Origin of the sequence: Propionispira raffinosivorans DSM 20765, from assembly GCF_000381065.1 — a bacterium.
In the GTDB taxonomy this organism is placed as follows: domain Bacteria; phylum Bacillota; class Negativicutes; order Selenomonadales; family Selenomonadaceae; genus Propionispira; species Propionispira raffinosivorans.
Genome location: NZ_KB905846.1, coordinates 44245 through 67383 on the forward strand (window position 1 = coordinate 44245; position 23139 = coordinate 67383).

General features: G+C 39.3%; 21 protein-coding genes. 1 reads left to right on the forward strand and 20 read right to left on the reverse strand.

What is annotated here, in order from left to right; translation table 11 throughout:
* Position 1: 1 nt before the first annotated feature.
* Genes hisC through hisG form a run of 3 tightly spaced genes read right to left on the reverse strand, consistent with a single transcriptional unit; the run spans position 2 to position 3066 of the window.
* The gene (gene hisC / locus F606_RS0107995; protein ID WP_019553361.1) at positions 2 to 1060 is read right to left on the reverse strand and encodes a histidinol-phosphate transaminase; all 1059 of its coding nucleotides are present in this window, start codon (positions 1058 to 1060) and stop codon (positions 2 to 4) included.
* On the reverse strand, positions 1061 to 2404 hold the full coding sequence (gene hisD / locus F606_RS0108000; RefSeq protein ID WP_019553362.1) for a histidinol dehydrogenase: 1344 nt from the start codon (positions 2402 to 2404) through the stop codon (positions 1061 to 1063).
* The gene (gene hisG / locus F606_RS0108005; protein WP_019553363.1) at positions 2401 to 3066 is read right to left on the reverse strand and encodes an ATP phosphoribosyltransferase; all 666 of its coding nucleotides are present in this window, start codon (positions 3064 to 3066) and stop codon (positions 2401 to 2403) included. The genes hisD and hisG overlap by 4 nt, the downstream gene beginning before the upstream one ends.
* Before the next feature lie 202 nt (positions 3067 to 3268).
* Here hisG and F606_RS0108010 point away from each other — a divergent pair, with 202 nt between their 5' ends.
* Positions 3269 to 4219 carry a D-2-hydroxyacid dehydrogenase gene (locus tag F606_RS0108010; RefSeq protein ID WP_019553364.1) on the forward strand — a complete coding sequence of 317 codons (951 nt, stop codon included), beginning with the start codon at positions 3269 to 3271 and terminating at the stop codon, positions 4217 to 4219.
* On the opposite strand, the gene F606_RS0108015 is transcribed toward F606_RS0108010, so the two are convergent.
* The 17 genes from F606_RS0108015 to F606_RS0108100 all read right to left on the reverse strand — a co-directional run bounded on the left by F606_RS0108015 (position 4216) and on the right by F606_RS0108100 (position 23106).
* On the reverse strand, positions 4216 to 4749 hold the full coding sequence (locus tag F606_RS0108015) for an HD domain-containing protein (protein ID WP_245542100.1): 534 nt from the start codon (positions 4747 to 4749) through the stop codon (positions 4216 to 4218). The two genes, F606_RS0108010 and F606_RS0108015, sit on opposite strands and share 4 nt — an antisense overlap.
* Before the next feature lies 1 nt (position 4750).
* The gene (gene hisZ / locus F606_RS0108020; protein WP_019553366.1) at positions 4751 to 5935 is read right to left on the reverse strand and encodes an ATP phosphoribosyltransferase regulatory subunit; all 1185 of its coding nucleotides are present in this window, start codon (positions 5933 to 5935) and stop codon (positions 4751 to 4753) included.
* A 10-nt stretch (positions 5936 to 5945) separates the two neighbouring features.
* Positions 5946 to 6245, reverse strand: a complete 300-nt coding sequence (locus tag F606_RS0108025) for a YerC/YecD family TrpR-related protein (protein ID WP_019553367.1) — start codon at positions 6243 to 6245, stop codon at positions 5946 to 5948.
* 257 nt (positions 6246 to 6502) lie between these two features.
* Complete coding sequence (locus tag F606_RS0108030) at positions 6503 to 7552, reverse strand: HlyD family secretion protein (RefSeq protein ID WP_019553368.1); 1050 nt, start codon at positions 7550 to 7552, stop codon at positions 6503 to 6505.
* Positions 7553 to 7741: 189 nt separating this feature from the next.
* Positions 7742 to 8629, reverse strand: coding sequence for a 4-hydroxy-tetrahydrodipicolinate synthase (gene dapA, locus F606_RS0108035; protein ID WP_019553369.1), 888 nt, complete (start codon positions 8627 to 8629; stop codon positions 7742 to 7744).
* Positions 8630 to 8802: 173 nt separating this feature from the next.
* Entirely contained in the window at positions 8803 to 11727 is a 2925-nt protein-coding gene (locus F606_RS0108040; RefSeq protein ID WP_019553370.1) for an insulinase family protein, read from the reverse strand.
* Positions 11728 to 11936: 209 nt separating this feature from the next.
* On the reverse strand, positions 11937 to 13214 hold the full coding sequence (purD, locus tag F606_RS0108045) for a phosphoribosylamine--glycine ligase (protein WP_019553371.1): 1278 nt from the start codon (positions 13212 to 13214) through the stop codon (positions 11937 to 11939).
* A gap of 68 nt (positions 13215 to 13282) precedes the next feature.
* A complete protein-coding gene (locus tag F606_RS0108050; RefSeq protein WP_019553372.1) occupies positions 13283 to 13876 on the reverse strand; it encodes an IMP cyclohydrolase in 594 nt (197 codons plus the stop codon).
* A gap of 35 nt (positions 13877 to 13911) precedes the next feature.
* Entirely contained in the window at positions 13912 to 14523 is a 612-nt protein-coding gene (purN, locus tag F606_RS0108055; RefSeq protein WP_019553373.1) for a phosphoribosylglycinamide formyltransferase, read from the reverse strand.
* On the reverse strand, positions 14516 to 15580 hold the full coding sequence (gene purM, locus F606_RS0108060) for a phosphoribosylformylglycinamidine cyclo-ligase (RefSeq protein WP_019553374.1): 1065 nt from the start codon (positions 15578 to 15580) through the stop codon (positions 14516 to 14518). Before purM ends, purN begins: the two co-directional genes overlap by 8 nt.
* A 93-nt stretch (positions 15581 to 15673) precedes the next feature.
* The gene (purF, locus tag F606_RS0108065) at positions 15674 to 17107 is read right to left on the reverse strand and encodes an amidophosphoribosyltransferase (RefSeq protein WP_019553375.1); all 1434 of its coding nucleotides are present in this window, start codon (positions 17105 to 17107) and stop codon (positions 15674 to 15676) included.
* On the reverse strand, positions 17108 to 17818 hold the full coding sequence (purC, locus tag F606_RS0108070; RefSeq protein ID WP_019553376.1) for a phosphoribosylaminoimidazolesuccinocarboxamide synthase: 711 nt from the start codon (positions 17816 to 17818) through the stop codon (positions 17108 to 17110). It abuts the gene before it with no gap.
* A gap of 62 nt (positions 17819 to 17880) precedes the next feature.
* Complete coding sequence (purE, locus tag F606_RS0108075) at positions 17881 to 18366, reverse strand: 5-(carboxyamino)imidazole ribonucleotide mutase (protein WP_019553377.1); 486 nt, start codon at positions 18364 to 18366, stop codon at positions 17881 to 17883.
* Positions 18367 to 19055: 689 nt separating this feature from the next.
* Positions 19056 to 20066: a protein-glutamate methylesterase/protein-glutamine glutaminase gene (locus tag F606_RS0108085; protein ID WP_019553379.1), complete on the reverse strand. Its 1011-nt coding sequence runs from the start codon at positions 20064 to 20066 to the stop codon at positions 19056 to 19058.
* Between the two features lie 5 nt (positions 20067 to 20071).
* Entirely contained in the window at positions 20072 to 20887 is an 816-nt protein-coding gene (locus F606_RS0108090; RefSeq protein ID WP_019553380.1) for a CheR family methyltransferase, read from the reverse strand.
* Between the two features lie 27 nt (positions 20888 to 20914).
* The gene (locus F606_RS0108095; protein ID WP_019553381.1) at positions 20915 to 22600 is read right to left on the reverse strand and encodes a methyl-accepting chemotaxis protein; all 1686 of its coding nucleotides are present in this window, start codon (positions 22598 to 22600) and stop codon (positions 20915 to 20917) included.
* Positions 22601 to 22617: 17 nt separating this feature from the next.
* Entirely contained in the window at positions 22618 to 23106 is a 489-nt protein-coding gene (locus tag F606_RS0108100) for a chemotaxis protein CheW (protein WP_026329304.1), read from the reverse strand.
* Between the last annotated feature and the right edge of the window lie 33 nt (positions 23107 to 23139).

Genomic DNA, 23139 nt, shown 5'->3' on the forward strand with positions numbered 1-23139 from the left:
ATCAAACCCTTTCCATAAAGTCTTTTAGCGCTTTGAACCATGCATCATTTTCTTCCCGGCGGCCAATTGTGATACGCAGACAATTGGTGAGCCTTGGTGCATTGCCAAAACTACGCACACCAATCCGAATATTTTCCAAATACGCATTGAGTTCAACCGCTTTATCATATTTTATTAAAATAAAGTTGGTTTCGGATGGATAAACGGTTAGCGCTGGCAATGTTTTGAGCTGCTTGATCATTCGTTTTCGTTCGGCGATAAATATTTGGATACGCGGAACAAATTCATGCCGCATTTGATATACAATATCAGCCGTAACAAGTGATAATACATTAACATGATATGGCATACATGCTTTATCAATCATTGCCGTAATTTCTTTTGCTGCCAGCATGTAACCAACTCTTGCCGCTGCAAGACCGTACGCCTTTGAAAAAGTTCTGGCAACAAGCAGCTGCGGATATTTAGAAAGCACCCCCGCTGCCGATTCACCATAAAATTCCACATAAGCTTCATCAATGACAAACGGACAAGTGATGTTTTGCGCGATATATTCAATCGTCCCTAACGGAACCACATTTCCAGTTGGATTATTTGGCGTACAAATCACTGCCAATGCCGCCTTGGAACTTTTAACCGCCGTAATAAATTTTTCGGCATCCAGTGAATAATCTTCTTCAAGTTCCACCGGGACCCCAATCGACTCACTATATTTTGCATAAATACCATACATCGAAAAAGATGGCTGCGGATAAACAATTTTGCGATTTTTCCCACCAAAGGCGAAAAACAATTTTTCCAGTATTTCGCTCGAACCATTACCAATGAGAATATTTTCGGTCTGCAAAGCAAAATTTGCGGCAATTTGTTCTTTCAAGTCATCCATTTCCGTGTTTGGATAGCGATTAAATTCCAGTCGTGATAATCGCCCCATAACCCGATCTTCTACAATCGGCGGCAAATTCATATTGCATTCATTCGCATTTATTTTTATATTCCAGTCTTCTTCTGCTGTATCATACGTTGGTAGATCAGCAAGACCCTCTCTATATTTCAACAATTACTTCATCCCTCTCAATCGAATTGCGTTCGCATGGGCATCAAGCCCTTCTGCTTTGGCTAAACGAATAATATCATCCTGTACGGCCATAAGCGCTGGCTGCGTATAGGAAATAATACTCGTTCGTTTCATAAAAGTTTCTACATTCAGCACCGAATAAAATCGTGCCGTGCCCCCCGTTGGTAATACATGATTTGGTCCGGCAAAATAATCTCCCAATGGTTCTGGCGAATAAGGTCCAAGAAAAACCGCCCCCGCATGCCTTACATAAGGTAAAAGTTCAAAGGGCTGCGCCGTTAAAATCTCCATGTGTTCCGGTGCTGACACATTAGCAAGTTCCATAGCCTGCGTTAAAGTTTCAGCAATCACAATCAAACCATTTTTATCTAATGAAGCTCTGGCAATCTCCTGCCTTGGCAAATTTGCCAGCTGCAGTTCAAGTTCCTTTTGTACCTGCTTTGCCAGTTCTTCACTATCAGTAATCACGATGCTGGAAGCCAGCGTGTCATGTTCAGCCTGGCTGAGCATATCTGCTGCTGTATAGACCGGATCCGCTGTTTTATCCGCTACAATAAGTATTTCACTTGGTCCTGCCAGCATATCAATATCGCAATGTCCGTATACTGCTTTTTTGGCCAATGTAACGAATATATTTCCCGGACCGGTAATTTTATCGACACGGGGAATGGATTGTGTACCAAAAGCCATCGCGGCAATTGCTTGTGCCCCACCGATTTTAAAAATCTTCGTAACACCGGCTTCACGAGCCGCAATTAAAACATAAGGATTGATCTTGCCATCCAGGGCCGGCGGCACCATCATGATGATTTCTCCAACACCTGCTACCGCAGCTGGAACCGCATTCATAATCACAGAAGAAGGATACGAAGCCGTTCCCCCTGGTACATAAATCCCGACCCGATCAAGTGGAATCAATGCCTGTCCCAAAATCGAACCATGCTCCCGATACGTCATCCAAGATTTTGGTTTTTGTTCCATATGATAGGACCGTACATTAGCCGCCGCTTTTTTTAGTGAGTCCACAACCGCTGGATCCGCTTCTTTATCTGCCGCTGCATATTCTTCTGCTGTCACTAGAAAGTCAGATGGGGAAAAATCAACACCATCAATCAGTTTTGTATATTTCATAGCGGCTGCATCACCGTCTTCACGCACAGCCTGTACGATTTTATCAACAACCTGCGATGCGGTTAAATCCTGACCAAACAAGATTTTATTTTTTTCCTGAATCTTTGGATTTAGCACAACCTCATCAAAGGCTGGTTTCATCAACATTTGTTTTATTTGTTCTATGCCAAGTTCTTTTGCGCGGACAATTTTCATTTTGCTTCACCGCTTTCTAGTATTTGGCGTAAATCTTCTACCATTTGATTAATGCGATTGAATTTCATTTTAAAACTAACACGATTGGCAATGAGCCTCGCCGTAGCATCCGCAATATAAGCAATTTCTTCTAAATTATTTTCTTTAAGCGTTGTACCTGTTTCAACAATATCGACAATACTTTCGGACAAACCAACAATTGGACCTAACTCAATTGACCCATTGAGTTTAATGAATTCCATCTGCATTCCTTTGCTATTAAAAAAATGTTCCGCCGTTTTAGGAAATTTCGTTGCAACTCTGGTGTGCATATAATCTGTTAATTTAGCCCGCTTAGCATCTTTCGGCACTGCCATCATCAAATGACATCTGCCAAATTTTAAATCAAGCAACTCATAAACATCTTTTTCCTCTTCCATCAGGACATCTTTACCAATAATACCAATATCCGCTGCACCATATTCAACATACGTCGGCACATCTGCTGTTTTTGTTATAATAAATTTAATCTTTTTTTCTTCATTTGTAATGACAAGTTTTCTTGACTTCTCATGTAAATTTTCTGCAGTATAACCGATCTTAGCAAGCAGCTCGGCCGAAATTGAAAATAATTTCCCTTTGGGTAATGCAATTGTTAAATATTCCATATCACTTGAAGTCATAAAATAGCCTCCGATGTTTTATTTCTTTAGTTGTTTAAAGTAATAATATGTTACTATATTAGCATCAAAATTTTAATTAGTCAATATATTTTACAGGGTTTTCACCTAAGACGTAGAATAGATATAAAGTGCTAATTTTAACGTATACTAACAAGACTGGCATCTTAGAAAAGCTTTTTGGTAACAAAGGAGAGAATTTTATATGTCATTTAATGTATTAAGCCTGCAACGACTCACTGACGATCAAATTGCCACAATTCATGCTGTTGATAAAGATGTAAATATACGTATCTGCAAAGCCGCTGAAGCAGTCCAGTATATAGAAGAAACGGATATCTTGCTTGCTTGGGGACTCTTCGATCTTACTCCCTTACTAGAAAAAGCACCACGCTTAAAATGGGTCCAAGCACTCAGCTCCGGTGTCGACAATATGCTTACACCGGAATTTATGAATACGAATATTCTTTTAACCAACGCCCGCGGCATCCATGGTATCCCAATTGCTGAACATGTCCTAGGTATGATGCTTAATTTTACGCGCGGCATAACCATAGCGTATGATCAACAAAAAGCAAAACAATGGAAACATATCCGCCAAGTCGATGAAATGTATGAAAAATCCATTGCAATTATTGGACTTGGCAGCATTGGTCGTGAAATTGCCAAACGAGTCAAAAACATGGGCATGAGAGTCCTTGCGACAAAGCAGACACCAACGACAGAATTGTTTGTTGATCATCTCTATACACCTGAAGAATTACCACTTATTTTAGCTGAAGCTGATTTTGTCGTAGTTACTTTGCCACTAACACCGGAAACGACAAATTTATTTACCTTAAAAACTTTTCAGAAAATGAAAAAGACGGCCTATTTCATTAATGTAGCTCGTGGAGCAATCGTTAACGAACCGGATTTGATTGCCGCCCTCAATAGCGATACCATTAAAGGTGCGGCACTGGATGTATTCGCTGAAGAACCACTGCCAGAAAGCTCACCGCTTTGGGATATGCCAAATATTTTCATTACACCGCATATTGCTGCACAATCACCCTATTATATTGATCGTGCTTTAAAGATTTTTACCGAAAATTTAAATCGTTTTTTACATCAGGCAGATATGCTCAATATTATCGATAAACAGAAAGGCTATTAATTTAAATCATCAGCCTTTCGAAGCAATAAAAGCTCCGGCGGATCATTTTCCGTCGGAGCTTTATGATGTTCAGCAACAATTTCTGCCAGTTCAATCAGCCCCAGCGAAAGCAATTGATCACGACTGCGTTCTGCATGATATAAATAAATATAAAAAGCATGTCGAAGATTATCCAATGAACTTCCTTTGCCGTACCGCCCCCATTTTTTTGCAAAATCAGGAAATATCTTATACGCTAATACCGTCAGGATTTTATCAATCGTACTCATATCACCGAAAATTTTGCCCACATCATGCAGTAAAGCGCAGCGAATCAGCAGGTTTTGATTGACCGCAAAATCTGCCTGTTTAGCCAGTTTGATTGCGGTATAAGCAACTTGCAGGCAGTGGCACTGATCTGACAGGCTCATTGCCCAAAACAATTTTTGTTCTGGGCCTGATAACCATTTATCGATAAACGTTTGATCCGCTGGCACAATTTCAGCAGTAACAGCGGCAATAAATTGTTTGATTCTTACGTTAAACATCATCTTATACGATATAAACTAATTCTACATAGTTTTTGTCAAGTTGATAGGTTCTCGCTTCTTTTTCACTTTGCCCCAGCAGTGCCAATTCAGCAGTATTCCCCTGGTTGCGCAATTCATTAACTCGCTTGATTGCCTTTTTAACATTTCCTTCTTCATAGGCAACATAAAATTGTTTTTGGCTGTTTTTCTCCGTTAACCCCTGACGATCGATTGCCAGCATGATTCGCTCAATTCCTAGTGCAAAACCAGTTGCCGGACAAGCATTGCCAAAATCAGATAACATATGGTCATAGCGGCCGCCACCACATAGCGGGAAACCTAATCCCGGTGTATACGCTTCGAAAACCATTCCTGTATAATAAGCAAAATCACGAATTACCCCTAAATCAAAACTTACATAGGATTCAACACCATAAACTTTTAATAAATTATAAATTTCTGTAAGATTATCAAGCGCACGTTTGCTTTGTTCATTGACAACCATATTATACGCTTGTTTCAACATTTCGGTCTTACCATGTAAAACAGGTATTTTCTTTAAAATATCCTTTGAGTTTTGTGATAAATCCGTTTGATCAATGACAGTACCGAGACCTACTAAATCTCTTTTTTCCATCATATAACGAATTTCATCTTGTTTTTCCGGACTGAGCTTCACCTGTTCCATAATACCATTGATAAATTCAACCTGCCCTAGACAAATTTGAAAATCTGTTAAGCCCGCTTGGCGCAGTCCTTCAACCGCCAGTGCAATAACCTCAGCATCAGCCGTCGCATTTGGTATTCCCATAAGTTCAACGCCAGCTTGATAAAATTCACATTGCCTTCCCGTCTGTGCCTGCTCATAGCGATATACACTACTGATATAAGAAAGTTTTAATGGCAGCTTTTCATCTTTTAAACGGCTCGCGGCCACCCGTGCAATCGGTGTCGTCATCTCATGCCGCAGAGCAAGGGTGCGGTTACTCTTATCAAAAAATTTGAACATATGCGGTTCAAGACTACGACCATTGCCAATCGTCAATGTATCAAGATATTCAATTGTCGGAGTAACAATTTCATCATAACCCCATTTATAAAAAGTGCCAGCTAAGGCGGCTTCAATTTCGCGTTTTTTCGCTGCTTCTTTTGGTAAAAGATCTCTTGTTCCGTAAGGTATTTCTAACATAAATTCATTTTTGTGCATGAGTGCGCTCCTATTCCTTTTCTTCCAATTTATCTAAAATCACTTTATAACCATCTGCACCATAATTCAAACACCGCTTCACGCGACTGATAGTAGCAGTACTCGCTCCCGTACGCTCGACGATGTCATCATACGTATGCCCATATTTGAGCATACGAGCAACTTCGAGTCGCTGTGCCAAAGCTTTGATTTCACTAATTGTACAGATGTCTTCAAAAAACTGGTAACATTCTTCAACATTATCGAGCAAGAGAACCGCTTTACAAAGCTGATTATTCAAAGCATCTTTTAACTTTGGATTTGCCGTCATAAAAAACACTCCTTACATTATTGAGTTCACTGAATTATATAAGTTGCATTAAAGAAATTGTATCTAGCCTATTAGGCCTGCCATATAAAATATTTAATACAACTTATATATTTAACATTTTCCTTCTTTATCTCTTTACCTTGTGAAACTGTTATATTTTTATTATAGCACGCAAAAATGAATCTGAACAGTCAAAATTTAAGCGGTCAGCCCCATGCAACAAATATTTTTGTGCACTGGGCTGACCGCTTTCATTTTTACTTTAAGGCAACTTTAACAGTTGCTGCCGTTCCTTGTTTTAGGGTAATATCCAAATCAGCTGGCAAAGAAATTTTCGCTACAATTGACTGATCTTCCGGTTGATCTTCAGTTGCCTCCGCCGAGGCACCACTTGCTTCAGTCGGATCAATAATTTCAAAAATAGTTCCTTGCATTTGCGTCTGACCTTCAATTATATACGTAACAAACTGTCCTAGACGAATCTTATCTTTTTGTTGAAGATCAATATGCATTTCAACCCACATATTATTCGCATTGCCGATATTGAGAATTGTCTGTCCAGCTGCAACATCAGCCCCCACCTGCAAATCTGTCAAATAAACCGTTCCATCAACCGGAGCCATAATTTCTGTTGAATCTTTATCCTTTTTGGCTGTTTCCAAGGCAGCCTGCGCTTGGGTCACTTGAAGCTGGGCTGCTTTAACCGCCTCGGGACTGCTCGGTACAACTAAGCTTTGATAAGAAACCGAAGAGGAAGAACCTGTTCCAGCCCCCATAGATCCAAGAGCTGCAACCGCTTCTTGATAAGCAGCTTGCGCCTGTTCATTTTGCACAGCGCTTACGGCACCAATTGCAAAAAGCTGTGCCATCCGATCTTTCGCCCGTGCCGCACGATCCACTTCCGCCTGTGCACCTGCTGTGTCAACATGCATCTCTCCACCGCCAGCGTTCACTTGTTCGGATGTTGTCGTACCAGCAAGGACTTGGGTATAATGTTTTTTTGCTGTTTCCAGAGTTTGTTCAAGCTGAGCAATCTGATCATCCGTTATTTTGATTTTTATTTTAGCAAGAACCTGCCCGGCTTTTACTTGTTCTCCATCTTGAACCAAAATTTCTTCAATCGTTCCTGCTGCATTGGTTTTTGTATTGACCAAAGCACTCGTTACACTGGCATCTTTCACGGTCAAATAAGCATTGTTTTTTTGCCATGCCCAGATGCCGACACTACATAAAACAGCTAAAGTCAAAATACCAATAGCTCCAAATTTTATCATATAACTTACTTTTTTACTGATGTCAACTTCCAAAGAAAAGACCTCCTGTTAGATGTAATCTGCATCTAAACGTTTCTACTTCCTAATAATGACTGCTTCTGCAATAGATTTAATTATAGAAAATCAAGTTGCTCCTGTCAATCAATTTATTATATAAACCTGCATCCGTACAGAACAAAACGGATACCCGAAAGAGTATCCGTTTTCAAACACACAAAAACTCTATTTTATTAAGCCATGATTTTTCAGTGCGGTTTTGAGTACCGCCAAATTGGCTTCTTCCATATCACATAGAGGCATACGCAAAGGTCCTACTTGATAATCCATTAAGCGCAGCGCTGTCTTGACTGGAATTGGATTTACTTCAATAAATAAGCCATGTATCAAATCCATGTATTTCGTCTGCAACGCAGCAGATTCTTCCACTTTTCCATCAAAATACAACTGGCAGATTGCTTGTGTATCTTTTGGCGCAATATTTGACAATACAGATATAACACCTTTACCGCCAATGGATAAGATTGGTACAATCTGATCATCATTGCCAGAATAGATCGCCAGCGAATCGCCGCAGACTTCCCGAATCTTTAAAATAGCCGATAGGTCGCCGCTTGCTTCTTTGACAGCAACGATACGCGGATGTTTCGCGAGTTCTACATACGTTTGTGCTTGAATGTTAACGCCCGTTCTAGACGGTACATTGTAGAGAATAATTGGTATATTAACATTATCCGCAATATATGTAAAATGTTTGATTAAACCTTTTTGTGTAGCCTTATTATAATATGGTGTAACAATCAATAATGCATCAGCACCAACGCTTTGCGCATATTTTGACAGCTGCAGCGCATAAGCCGTATCATTCGAACCCGTTCCGGCAATAACTGCGACTCTACCATTCACATGATCAACGGTAAATTTAATCGCTTCTTTATGTTCTTCATCGCTCATCGTCGCCGATTCGCCAGTCGTTCCCGTAATAACAATTGCCTGTGTTCCATTGTCGATATTGAAATCAATTAAACGTGCAAGCTCTTTAAAGTTTATACCAGCTTCATTAAATGGTGTTACAATTGCAACCCCTGCACCCTTAAATACGAAATCCTTCAATATGATAACCTCCTTAATTGCATCTAAATTTTATTATTACATGCCCCTTCACGAAAGTCAATTCGGTTTAGTCAATACGCTGTCTCATCGATAAAAATAAAACAAATGTACATGGAACATATACAAACAAAGGGATTAGCCGCCTTCTTTTTAATTTCAGAAAGCGGCGCACCTCAATCAAAAATAGTTTTTAGCTGACCAAATACTGTTTCATTTTCTTTAATTTTGGTTTCACTGCCCAGGACACATAAATTGTTTTGCTGCATACAAGCCTTTACTAAAGTTCCCAAAGCCGCAATAGCTTTTTGGTCAGTTGCTAATATTTCGTCGCGTTCACGCTGCAAATCGAGTTCAGTGACACCATGGATGTAACATTCGGCCGCAAGTTCACCCTTCATTTTTGGCGTAAGCGGTGTATCCAGCGTACTCATCGTACCAATAATATATTTGAGCATTTCACGTTCGCTGATGGCAAATGCCTGTAAATAAGCGACGGTTTCATCAAAAACTGTAATCGTTTCAGCCAGATTCGGATCTCGATACGAACCAAACATCATATTCCCATTGCGTCTAAATTGCGTAAAGGCTCCATATGCACCGCCTTGGACGCGAATACGATTCCAAAAATAGTCGTAACGCAAAATTGTTTCCATTACACGCATGCTTCCCGTAAATTCATAGCCAAGCTTAATGAAGTTAGCACCCTTACTCACGTATTGTACCTTACTGGAAGTCATGAACCCTTCGTTTTTCTTATCGATAGCAAAAGCGTATGTTTGCTGCGGATAGTTTGCTATGCTAAGAGCAGATTGTACCTGCTTGAACGCTTGTGTAAATGCCGGATAGTTTTCCTCTTCCAAAGTAACACTGACCAGTAAATTTTGTTTATTGAAAATTATCGGTTGAAGCTCGGCAAATTTTTCTTTCATTTGGCTGTAGCGATCCGCAAAATTTTTATCAAAATCTACAATAAAGTCGTAAAATGACAGCATGCCTTTTTCATTATAGGCTGCAGCTGGTGAAAAATAAGACGCCAATCGCCCTGCTACAAGCTGCTGAGCTGCTTTAATCATATACATTTCCATCGTTGCCTTACATTGATCAATCAATTCTCTGATCCTTTTTTCGTCATCAAACGTACTGCTCATAATCACTTCTGTCAACAGTTCACAAAGTTTAGGCAATTTTGTCACCAGAGATTTCGCTTGGACCTTGAATTTTGGCACTAACGAATCCGGTTTTGCATTTTTGGTATAAGCAGATATATCATAGCTAATTCCGCCGGTATGCAGATTCAATGTATTCGCTAAAGAGCTGTAGTCATGTTTTTGCGTCGAAACCTTCCCCAAAAGTTCTGACAAAAGAAACGCATATGGCAGCAATGCTTCTGGAATAGCAGAAGCATCAAAATAAAGATTTAAATAAGCAATCTGATTCGTTGTTACGGCATGAAACAAAATATCGGTTCCATCCTCTACTCTTTTTTCCTGAATCAAAGCTTCTGTTTCTTTTTTGATATCTTTCAACTCTAAAAGTGGAATCGTTGCCAATGCCTCCGGCGTATCTGGTGTTTCTTGACGTTCTTTAAGTTTAGCCGTTAAAGAAATGATTGCCGCCAGTTCAGCATCTGACATTTTTTCTTTTGCCTGCGCCAAGATCTTTGTCAGCTCCACTTCTTTTTCCTCGGCCATCCGCTGGTTTGGTTTCAAAACGACGATTGTTTTATGTGGATTATCCAGCAAACGAGTCTGAATAATATTTTCAAAGTAATGACTTTTTAGGCCATCTTTCATTTTTTGCAAGGCCGCTTCATAATATAAGAACATTGTTGGATCCCCATCATAAAGCCAGCTATTCATAAGTTTTATATCATAAATCAGACCTGTCGGGAATTGTCCAAAATCTGCTTCACGTAATTTAAATTCTAAAAGATTGATGGACGCTTCCAAAAGTTCGCGATCAATGCCATCTTTAACAAGTTTTTGCAGTGAAGTTTGAATTATCTTTTGAAATTCATCGGCTTTCTTTTCATCGGAACCACTTACAATGATACTAAAAACAGGTTGAAGAAGACTATCTTCAAACGAAGACAATACATCTTTCCCTAATTTTGCATCAATCAATGCTTTTTTAAGTGGTGCTGCCTGCGTTTTAAGTAATGCATGTTCTAATATTTCAAGTGCCAGCATTTCCTCAGCATCGGTTGCTTTTCCAACAATCGCATTTAAGCTCAAAAACGTTTTATCCTGCGTTTGTTCTGTCGAGGCAATCGGGTATTCTTTCGTAATTTTTTGTGGTTTTGTAAACAATGTTTGTTCTTCAATCTTCGATGGTATGGCAATACGATCAAATGAATTCAAATAGTTTTGATCCAAAAATGCTAGTTTTGCTAAAATATCCATATCACCATATAAATAAATATAACTATTGGTTGGATGGTAATATTTGTTATGAAAATCAATAAACATTTCCTGTGTCAAATCCGGAATGGCTTCAGGATCGCCACCAGATTCAAAACCATAGGTCGTATTAGGAAACAGCGATGTCAGTATTTCTTTATCCAACAGCGATTCGGCAGAAGACAACGCGCCTTTCATTTCATTATAAACAACACCGCTATAGGTAAGTTCATCTTCTGGTTTTTCGATTTCATAGTGCCAGCCTTCTTGCATAAGAATCTCTGGTTGTGTATACATCGCTGGGAAAAAGACAGCATCTAAATATACATCCATGAGGTTCTGGAAATCTTTATCGTTGCGACTAGCCACTGGATACATCGTCTTATCCGGAAAAGTCATGGCATTTAAATACGTATTAAGTGAACCTTTGACAAGTTCAACAAAAGGTTCTTTCATTGGAAACTTACGCGAACCACAAAGTGTTGAATGTTCAACGATGTGAGCCACACCGGTGTCATCGGTTGGTGGTGTACGGAATGTAATCGAAAAGACTTTATTGTCATCTTTATTTTCTAAAAACAAAAGTCTGGCGCCGCTTTTTTCATGCTCAAATTGATAAGTGGTTGAAGCTACTTCTTTGATTTTTTTCACAGTAAGCAAGCGGAAACCATGATAGCTTTTATTTATTTCTAATGTCATTTAATCTACTCCTTTTATTATCAAACTATATGGATCAAGAAACCTTATTATATATAGTTTATCAGCATAATTTATCTAAGTATTATAATTAATCTTTAGTTTCCATTATAACACATCTACAGCCGCTTATCCTATCTCGAAAAAAGGAGAATTGCTACAAAAAAACACGACAAAGAAAAAATCTCTTTGTCGTGAAAAATCTTAGTATTTTATTGTAGACGATTTAAGGCCCGATAAGCAATATCTGTGCGATAGTGTTTATTGGCAAAATCAATTTTACTTACTCCCAAATAAGCTTTAGCAACAGCATCTTTGATATCAGGTGCTGTTGCCACAACGCCAAGCACCCGTCCGCCGTTGGTTACAATCTGCGTCCCCTGGCTTGCAGTGCCGGCATGGAAAACAAACGCGCCAGATGCTTGCGCTGCAGCGAGACCAGAGATGACATCCTCTTTTTTGTAAGATTTCGGATAGCCCCCAGCTGCCATAACAACACAAACCGCTTTTTCATCAGACCACTCTACTTTAGTCGCTTTCAATCTGCCTTCAATACAAGCCAGCATAACATCTACGAGATCACTTTTGAGCAATGGCAGTACGACTTGTGTTTCAGGGTCACCAAAACGGGCATTAAATTCAATTACTTTCGGACCCGCAGTTGTAATCATGATCCCGGCATACAAACAACCAATGTATTTTCGGCCTTCCGCTTTCATTGCGGCAATTGTCGGTTCCAGAACTTCTTTTTGAACCTTATCTAAAATAGCAGCCGTTACGACTGGCGCTGGTGCATAAGCTCCCATACCGCCCGTATTAGGTCCCTCATCATTGTCATAAGCTCGTTTATGATCTTGAGAAGACACCATTGGTACAATGGTATCCCCATCGGTAAAAGCAAGTAAAGATGCTTCTTCTCCAATCAAACATTCTTCAATAACGACACGGCTTCCCGCCTTACCAAACGCTTGATCACACATAATTTCATTGACAGCCGCCAAAGCTTCTTCTAACGAAACAGCAACGATAACACCTTTACCGGCAGCCAAACCATCGGCTTTGATGACAATCGGCGCACCTTCTTTTTGTATATAAGCCCGCGCTTTTTCAACATCCGTGAACACTTCATATTTTGCTGTCGGAATACCATATTTCTTCATCAAATTCTTCGAAAAAGATTTTGATCCTTCAATTTCAGCCGCTGCCTGATTTGGACCAAAAGCCTTAATTCCAGCTGCCACAAAAGCATCAACAGCACCATTTATAAGCGGTACTTCAGGCCCAACAACAACCAAATCAATATTTTGTTTTTTGGCAAAGTCCACCAAGCTAACATTATCCATAATATCGATCGTATCGATACATTCCGCCAACTGCATCATCCCAGGATTACCTGGAATTGCATAAATCTTATCTACCTGTTCACTTTGTGAAAGTTTCCAAACTAATGTATGTTCGCGACCGCCGCCGCCAATCACTAAAATATGCACAAATACACTTCCTTATCGAAAAAGACGCACCCTGTATAAGTGCGCCTTTATTTTTTTGCTAAAATTTATCAGCCTTCAAGCTGTTTTGCCAGATATTCCTGGATACACGCATCATACTTCGCTGTATGATTAAATGCCTCCCGGGCGAGCTGCATTCTAAGCACATCGCTCGTACCGCCATCTTTGGCAATATCAGCAGCAATTTCAGTATAACGATCCGGGTTTACGACAACCGTAACAAACTTGAAATTTTTTGCTGCAGCACGAATCATCGCCGGACCGCCAATATCAATATTTTCCACAGCTTCGGCTAGACTTACATTTGGTTTCGCAATCGTCTGGCGAAATGGATATAGATTTACAACAACCATATCAATACCAGTAATTTTATGTTCATGCATCGCTTTGACATGTTCTTCATTATCACGAACAGCTAAAATACCACCATGAATATAAGGGTTCAACGTTTTGACCCTGCCATCCATAATTTCAGGAAAACCTGTAACATCACTCACATACATAACAGGAATACCCGCTTCTTTGATTGCCTTCATCGTACCACCAGTTGAAATAATTTCCACACCAGCTTCATTGAGCTTTCTAGCAAAATCTACAATACCTGTTTTATCGGAAACGCTAAGCAGCGCACGTTTTATCTTCATAGTAAAACCACCTTCTACTTTTTTAGTAAGAAACCTTAAGACTGAATAATGACCTGACGACCATTTACGATGAGCTTCCCATCAAGGTATAAGGCAATCGCCCGCGGATATAAACTATGTTCTTTTTCCAAAACCCTTGCCGCCAGGGTATCTTCCGTATCGCCGGGCAGCACTGGTACACTTTCCTGCAAAATAATCGGACCACTATCCATGCCCTCATCAACAAAATGAATGGTGCAGCCAGAAACTTTAACACCATAGGCAAGTACATCACGGTGGGCATGTGCTCCACCAAAGGCTGGTAAGAGCGAAGGGTGAATATTTAAAATACGATCTTTAAATGACTGCACGAAATAAGGACTTAAAAGCCGCATAAAACCTGCTAAAATAACTAAATTGACACCGTATTCGCGTAAAGCAGCAACCAGCTTTTGTTCGAAGTCTTCTTTAGAACTGCACTTTTTACGATCAATACAAACCGCCTGAATATTCGCTTCCCGCGCTCGATCTAATGCTTTTGCTTCTGGTTTATCAGTAATGACAACACCAATTTTCGCTTTGATTTGACCTGTTGCAATCGCATTCATAATCGATTGTAAATTCGTACCACGACCGGATGCCAAAACGCCCAGCACTGACTCAGTCATTAAATACGCCGCCTTTAATTGTTACTTCTTGTTTACCAGTCGTAACTTGTCCAATGACAAAACATTCTTCATTTTGTGCTTTTAGATGGGCTTGGATTTTAGGAACTTCTTCGGCATCAACGACAAGTACCATACCGATTCCCATGTTAAAGGTACGATACATTTCTCTCCACTCTACATTACCCCACTGTTGCAAAAGTTTGAAAATAGTCGGGCTTTGCCAAGCTGCAGCATCGATTTCAACACCACAATTTTCTGGCAATACGCGCGGAATATTATCATAGAACCCACCACCTGTAATATGAACCATTCCATTTATTTTAAAATTCTCAATAAGCGGCAAACAAACTTTTGGATAAAGTCTGGTCGGACGTAAAAGTTCTTCGCCAATTGTCGAATTTAAAGCTTCGATATGTTCATCACCTTTAAAGCCTTTTACATCAAAGCAGATTTTTCGAACTAATGAATATCCATTCGAATGAATACCGCTTGAAGGCAGCCCTAGTAAGACATTTCCTGCTTTAATATTTTCACCAGTGATTATTTTCGACTTATCGACAATCCCCACGGCAAAACCAGCAATATCGTATTCACCCACTGGATAGAAACCTGACATTTCTGCTGTTTCGCCACCAATTAATGCACAGCCGGATTCTTTGCAAGCTCCTGCTACACCTTTAACAACGGCTGCCACTTGCTCAGGGTCAAGTTTGCCAACCGCCAGATAATCGAGAAAATATAAAGGTTCTGCGCCTTGCACTAAAATATCATTGACACACATCGCCACCGCATCTTGTCCAATCGTATCGTGCTTATCAAGCATAAATGCTAAGCGAAGTTTCGTCCCAACACCATCGGTCCCCGAAACCAAAACAGGTTCTTTATATTTCAAAATATTTAATGCAAATAAACCGCCAAAACCGCCTAAATCACCTAAAACTTCCGGACGATATGTAGCTTTCACACTCTCTTTAATTAAAGAAACCGAATAATTTCCTGCATCAATATCAACACCAGCATCACGATATGTGAGTTTTGTTTGTTTGTCTTCAGCCATGATTTCCTCCAAATTTTGCATTTTTTTGTTTTCCCACTGTAATAATCACATTATCCATAACAGGAACTGTTATGGATAATGTGCAAATCCTATTTATTTTTTCTTACGCTGTTCAAATACATATTTATCCGAATCTGCTGTATGTTCTTGTTTCATATCAACAGGATAGGAACTATTGAAGCAAGCATAACACATGTCATCACAATTGAGCTTCGGCACGCATTGTTTTAAACCTTCAATCGATAAAAAGTGTAAAGAGTCTGCACCAATAAATTCACGAATTTCGTCCACGGATTTTGTCGCAGCAATCAGTTCCTTGCGTATTGATGTATCGATACCGTAGTAGCAAGGATAGCCAATAGGCGGCGAACTGATGCACATATGAATTTCCCTCGCGCCAGCATTTCTCAACATTTTAACAATTTTACCACTTGTTGTACCACGTACAATCGAATCATCCACCATAATGATAGATTTTCCTTCAACAACGGATCGAATCGCATTCAGTTTAAGTCGAACGGCTGTATCGCGTTTTTGCTGTGTCGGTTGAATAAATGTACGACCGATATAACGATTTTTAATAAGGCCTTCCGTAAATTGGATACCCGATTCATAAGCAAACCCAGTGGCAGCTGTTGTACCTGAATCTGGAACTGAGATTACGATATCACCTTTAAAACCACTTTCACGAGCCAAAACCCTGCCCATCATAAAGCGAGCATCATGTACACTCTGTCCATCAATAACGCTGTCTGGACGAGCAAAATATATATACTCAAAAATACAAGAAGCACGTTTTTGTTTTTCCGCAAACTGATAAGAACGAAGTCCATTATCATCGATAACGATCATTTCACCAGGCTCTACATCGCGCACAAATTCAGCGCCAACAACATCTAAAGCACACGATTCAGAAGAAAGAACCCACGTATCTCCCATTTTACCGATACATAAAGGTCTAAAACCTTGTGGATCACGCACCCCAATCAACTTATCTTCCGTCATAATTGTCAAGCAGTAAGCTCCTTCAATCTGACCGAGACTGTCCATTATTTTTTCCTCGACAGTAGCTTTACGCGATCTGGCAATCAAATTCACAAAAACTTCCGTGTCAATGGACGTCTGAAAAATTGTACCTTCTTCTTCCAGGCGCTTTCTGATTGCTGTGGCATTCGTCAAATTTCCATTATGTGCCAAACTAATCTTACCGCCAGAATAATTTACAATAAGCGGCTGCGTATTTGCAAGCAGACTGGAACCAGTAGTCGAATATCTTACATGGCCAATTGCGATATACTGATTATCCATGTGAGGCAATTGATGCCTGAACACTTCATTGACGAGCCCCATACCACGCGTTACATCCATCCAAGCTCCGTCTGTAATCGCAATACCAGCACTTTCCTGTCCACGATGCTGCAACGCATAAAGGCCAAGATACGTCATCATCGCAACGTCTTCTTCACGTGAATATATGCCGAAGACACCACATTCTTCCTTCCATTTGTTTGCATCTATATCGATCATTTATCTAACTTCTCCCGTCAACCTGTGCAAAATTTCTTTATAGGCATCTTCCACGTTACCAAGGTCACGACGGAATCTGTCTTTATCAAGTTTTTCATGTGTTTCACTATCCCAGAAGCGGCAGTTATCCGGCGAAATTTCATCACCTAAGATTACTTCGCCTTTATGACGGCCAAATTCAAGTTTAAAATCAATCAATTCGATTTTTTTCGCTGCCAAGTATTTTACAAGGATTTCATTAACTTTTAAGCCAGCTGCTTCAATAACATCAATTTCTGCCTGCGAAGCAATCCCCATCGCTTTAATATGGAAATGATTGATCATTGGATCATTCAGTTCATCACTTTTATAATAAAGTTCCACAATCGGTTGTGACATTTTCGTTCCTTCTTCAAGACCTAAACGAGTTGCCAAACTGCCAGCTGCTACATTACGAATAACAACTTCAACTGGAATAATGTCAAGATTTTTTACCAGCATTTCACGGTCACTAGGCATACTGATATAATGATTTTTAATGCCTTCTTTTGTCAATAAATTAAAGAAAAATGCTGATATTTTATTATTCATGATACCTTTTTCCAGAATGGTTCCTTTTTTAGCACCATTGCCAGCGGTTGCATCATCTTTATAATATACTAATAATTCATCAGGGTTTTCTGTTGCATACATTAATTTTGCTTTACCTTCATATAACGCTTTTTTTTCCATTTTTGAATAAGCCTCCATTTTATTGAATAATTTTTTCAAACTTAAATTAAACTATACTTTACTTATAATTGAGCAGCGACGTTAGCCGCTTTTTTCTCTACATCTTCTACCATTTTTTCACGGAATGCAATAAGTTTTTTCTGTATTTCAGGATCACTCACTGCAAAAATCTGCGCCGCGAAAATCGCTGCATTTTTTGCTCCATTGATAGCCATCGTTGCGACAGGAATGCCTGATGGCATTTGGACTGTACTAAGCAATGCATCCATTCCATTTAAAGGTGTTGCATTAATTGGCACGCCAATAACAGGTAAAATTGTGTAACTAGCAATAACACCGCCTAAATGTGCTGCTGCACCTGCCGCTGAAATAAACGCGCCAACACCACGTTCCGGTGCTGAAGTAACCAAATCTTGCACTTTCTTTGGTGTGCGATGCGCTGAAGCAACAACAACCTCTGTTTCGATGCCAAACTGTTTCAACAGTTCAGCTGCCGGTTTTAAAATCGGCCAGTCAGAATCGCTTCCCATAACTATGGCCACTTTCATAAATGAATCCTCCCCCTAAAATCTGGATAATCTTTCTTCGTAAAAACACACTATACGATATAAAGATCATGCTCTACTGATTTAATTATGCTATATATTTCAAAACCTCACATTGCATATAGCATATGAGATTTGAAATTACAGGAAACTACTAAAAAGCAACAACGAAACAGCCATAAATTTTCTTCATGGCTTCTTTGTTTCATACAAACCGCAAACAATCTGTTTTTGTTTAAAAACACGCAAAACCCAGCCAATACTGCTTTGCAGCATTGGCTGGGTTTTATTATAGATCTGCAAACACATACAAAGGAATGAACCTATTATAATCTGTACAGATGAAAGTATTCTTATTCACAACAAAAACCTCATTACCAGGCAAACTTATACCGTGGCAAATCCTACCTCTGCCCCATACTCGATTCTTTAAACTAGAAATCAACATTTCCAGATAAATTGAAGTATATGTTGGACCACAAGATAAAACATTGTAAAGCTTGGAAAATGGCAGGAAAAAACCTCGCTCAATCCATTTAGAAAGAACATGATTTCTTGTCGTACTCAAACATTTTAAATTTGCAAAAATATCAGTCTTACGCAAATCCATTAATCCTGCAACACCCATCACTTTTATTTACTGTTTTATTATACGTCATAAAAATCAGTAATGCAATAATGGATATCGTATTTTATATAAGGGAACAAATTTTCTTGCCGATTTGATCAAGCGGCAGCTGTGTTTCCACTGCACCAATATTAAAAGCCACTTTCGGCATTCCATATACAACCGATGTTTTTTCATCTTGTCCAATTGTATGAGCTCCAGCCTTGCGCATGGACAACAGCCCCTTGGCGCCGTCGAATCCCATTCCGGTCATAATAATTCCAATCACACTATCACCAAACTTGGCCACCGAATTAAAAAGTACATCTACCGAAGGACAATGTCCATTCACTTTTTCGCCAAAGGAACATTCTATTTTATAAATTGATCCTATCTTTTTAACTTTCATTTGCTGGTCACCTGGAGCAATTAATACATCACCGGGAAGAATTCGATCCCCCGTAGCTGCTTCCTTCACATGGAATTTCGTAACTAAATCCAAGCGTTTGGCAAACATAGCCGAAAAGATCGGTGGTATATGTTGTACAACCACAATACCAGGCAGCGGCGGCTCTAAAGACAGTAATAGATTCGTCAAAGCCACCGTACCACCAGTGGAAGCCCCTATCGCAATAAGCTGCGTTTCCAAGCGTATCGCATGATCTTTATTTACCACATGATGTGCAATCGGACTCATAGATTGTATCTTAGCTGCTACTGCCGTTTTAACTTTAAAAATTAAATCGTCCAAAAATTCTCGGCGTGCTATTGCGGATTGTTCATCCGGTTTTTTAACGAAATCAATTGCGCCCAAACTGATTGCCTCAAACACACAATTATTAGCCGCACTAATCACAATGGTCGGAATTGGATATTGCGGCATTAACTTACGTAAAAATTCAATGCCATTCATTTTTGGCATTTCAATATCCAAAGTCATGACATCTGGATGATATTTCAGGATTTTGTCCCTAGCCTCAAAAGGATCAGCAGCTGTTGCTACAATTTCAATTTGAGCATCCGCCGCTAAGCCTCGTGCTAACATCTCACGAAAAAACAACGAATCATCAACAACCAAAACTTTGATTTTAGACAAAGAAATCATCCCTTTCTATAGACAGACGGCATAACATACGAAAACAATGTAGCATTGCGGTCAATCACCTCTGAATGACCAATAAACAGATATCCTCCCGGCTCCAAATACTCATAAAACTTCTCCACTAACCGTCTACGCGTCTTATCATCAAAATAAATCATTACATTCCGACAAAAAATCGTATGGAACTTTTTCTTAAAAGGAAAAATCTCATCCATTAAATTAAATTGACGGAAAATCACCTGTGCCTGTAATTCATTTTTTATTTTATAATGATTCTCTTCAAATTCATTGAAGTATATAGTTTGCCATTTCCTTGGCAAATTTATGACCTCTTCCTTTGAATAAATACCTTTTTGGGCAAATCTGAGAGCTTGCAGGGAAATATCTGTTGCCAATAATTTAGTATCCCATAGCTGATTTTTCACAGAAAAAAAATCAGCTATCAGCATCGCTAAGGTATAAGCTTCCTCCCCCGTTGAACAGACTGCACACCACACCCTTAAATCACGATTCCGGATCGTTTGATACAAAAAAGGCAATACCTGTTGTGAAAAAGTCTCAAAGTGACTTGGCTCCCGCATAAAAAAAGTATGATTTGTCGTAATCGCATTAACCAATTCTATATTGGCTGCCCCAGACATATCTGCTAACAGATATTCATAATATTCCCGCAGTGTCAAAAATCCATGCTCACTTATAATTTTTTGCAATCGACCATGAACTAAATTCCTTTTTTCCAGCCCTAGATTCACACCAAATTTCTTTTTAATATAGGCAGCTAACTCAATAAATTCAGCATCCGTCATAGAAAGCATAAGTTCCACCTGCCATTATCCCAGAATCTAATATTTACCGAACTCATCATCACTCAAGGCAATCTGGTTCGGAACTTTTTTACTATGTTTGCCTTTTGCTGTTCTTGGCGGTTGCGTAAAATCATCTTTATTTGAATAAAAATTTTGTTTCGCCTGTGTATTCACCCGCAATTTAAATTGGCTGACGGTTTCTTTCAAGAGTTCAGCCTGTGCACTAAGCTGTTCACTGGCTGATGCACTTTCCTCAGCGGTCGAGGAATTGGACTGTACGACTTCAGAAACTTGGATTACGCCTTGATTGATTTGCTCGAGGGCAATACTCTGTTCATTTGAGGCACTCGCAATTTTCTCTACTAATTCGGCTACTTCTGTTACAATCTGGACAATTTGTGTTAAAGCTTCTGCCGTTTGATTGGCAATTTTTGTTCCTTCATTCACCTTACCAATCGAGCCTTCAATCATATCGGTTGTTTCCTTCGCTGCTTTGGCTGAACGAGCTGCCAAATTACGAACCTCTTCTGCCACTACCGCAAAACCCTTGCCATGCTGCCCGGCCCGCGCAGCTTCCACGGCTGCATTTAGCGCTAGAATATTTGTTTGAAAGGCAATTTCATCAATGACTTTAATAATCTTGGAAATTCCTGTTGAAGAAGCATTAATTTCCGTCATGGCCCGCAGCATATCATGCATATATGCATTACCAGTCCCTGCATTTGTTTTAGCTGTATTAGTCAGTGAGTTTGCTTTATCTGCATTATTGGCATTTAATTTTGTTTGTGCAGAAATTTCTTCCAATGAAGAAGATAATTCTTCGACAGAACTTGCTTGTTCTGTTGCTCCTTGGGATAAAGAAATACTCGCTTCCGAAACATTTTTTGAACCCGCTGCTACCTGTTCCGAGGCAGCATTTATATTTTCCATGGCTGTATTTACATTGTTTGACATTTTGTCAAAAGCCTGCGCCAGCTGCCCTAATTCATCACGGCTGTCAATCGGTATTTTGACATCCAAATCACCACTCGCGATTTTTTCTGCAGCTTCCATTAGTGCATGAATGGCCTTACGAATATAACTGGCAATAAAATTTCCTAATAGCAAAGATAGTATAATGACGACAATTGCTACCGCCAGCATTGTATAAATCATAAAATACGATTGTTCCGTGAGCATATTTGACTGTTTAATACCCGTACTTTCCATCGTTTTAAACAAATTTATCAATTGATTATTAATATCTTCCGAAAGTTGTTTTGCTCCCGCCTGACGAAACGTCGCCAAGGCTTCGGTATCTTTATTTTGCAGTGCCAAATCAATACTGCTCTGCCTAAGGGCTCGGTATTTATCTAACGTATCTTTAAACTGTCTGAGTTCTTCTTTGTCTTGATCAGTTTGTGCTTTCGATACCAATAGATTATATACATCATTAATTTTATTATCAACATCTTTTAATTGAGTGACATTTTGCGTAATAACATTATAATCACTCTCAATAAGAATATTATAATAAATCGTCCGGGAATCATTGAAAAACATTCCCATTTCACCAATATAGCCCGTTGCCAGACCATTATTAGAATAGAGATCACTATAGCGGCTATCAATTTTATAAATATTATAGACAACCATAACGCTGAGAATTGTTACGATAAAAGATAGAATTAAAAAAGCTCCTGTTACTTTTTTTCCTACGTTCATATCTTTAAACCATTTCACGTTAATCCCTCCAATTTTTATAAACCAATAATTGCCGCTTCATCCTGATCACTTAAAAGCTTATCACAATCAAGCAATAAATTGACTTCATTACCAGCCTTACCAATGCCCTTGATATATTTATTCTGCGCTGCTCTAATGGTCGGTGGTGGTACGATATTTTCTTCACCGATCCGCAGCACCTCAGCTACCCCGTCAACAATCAAACCTAAAGAAATTTCTCGTGCTTCAATAACAATAACACAGGTCCGATCATTGTATGCTAAAAATTCTTTCTTGAATCGCAAACGTACATCCATAACCGGAATGATCTTCCCCCTTAAATTGATAATTCCCTTCACATACGCCGGAACTTCCGGGATTTCCGTAATCGGCTGAATACCAATAATCTCAGTAACTAAACGGATATCGATTCCATAAATTTCTTTGCCAATAAAAAAAGTCAAATATTTATCTTTTTGTGTATCTTCATCAAGTTCCATTACCTCTTCAGCCACTACACTCATCTCCTTTTTCATTATTGGCCTATGCATAGCATA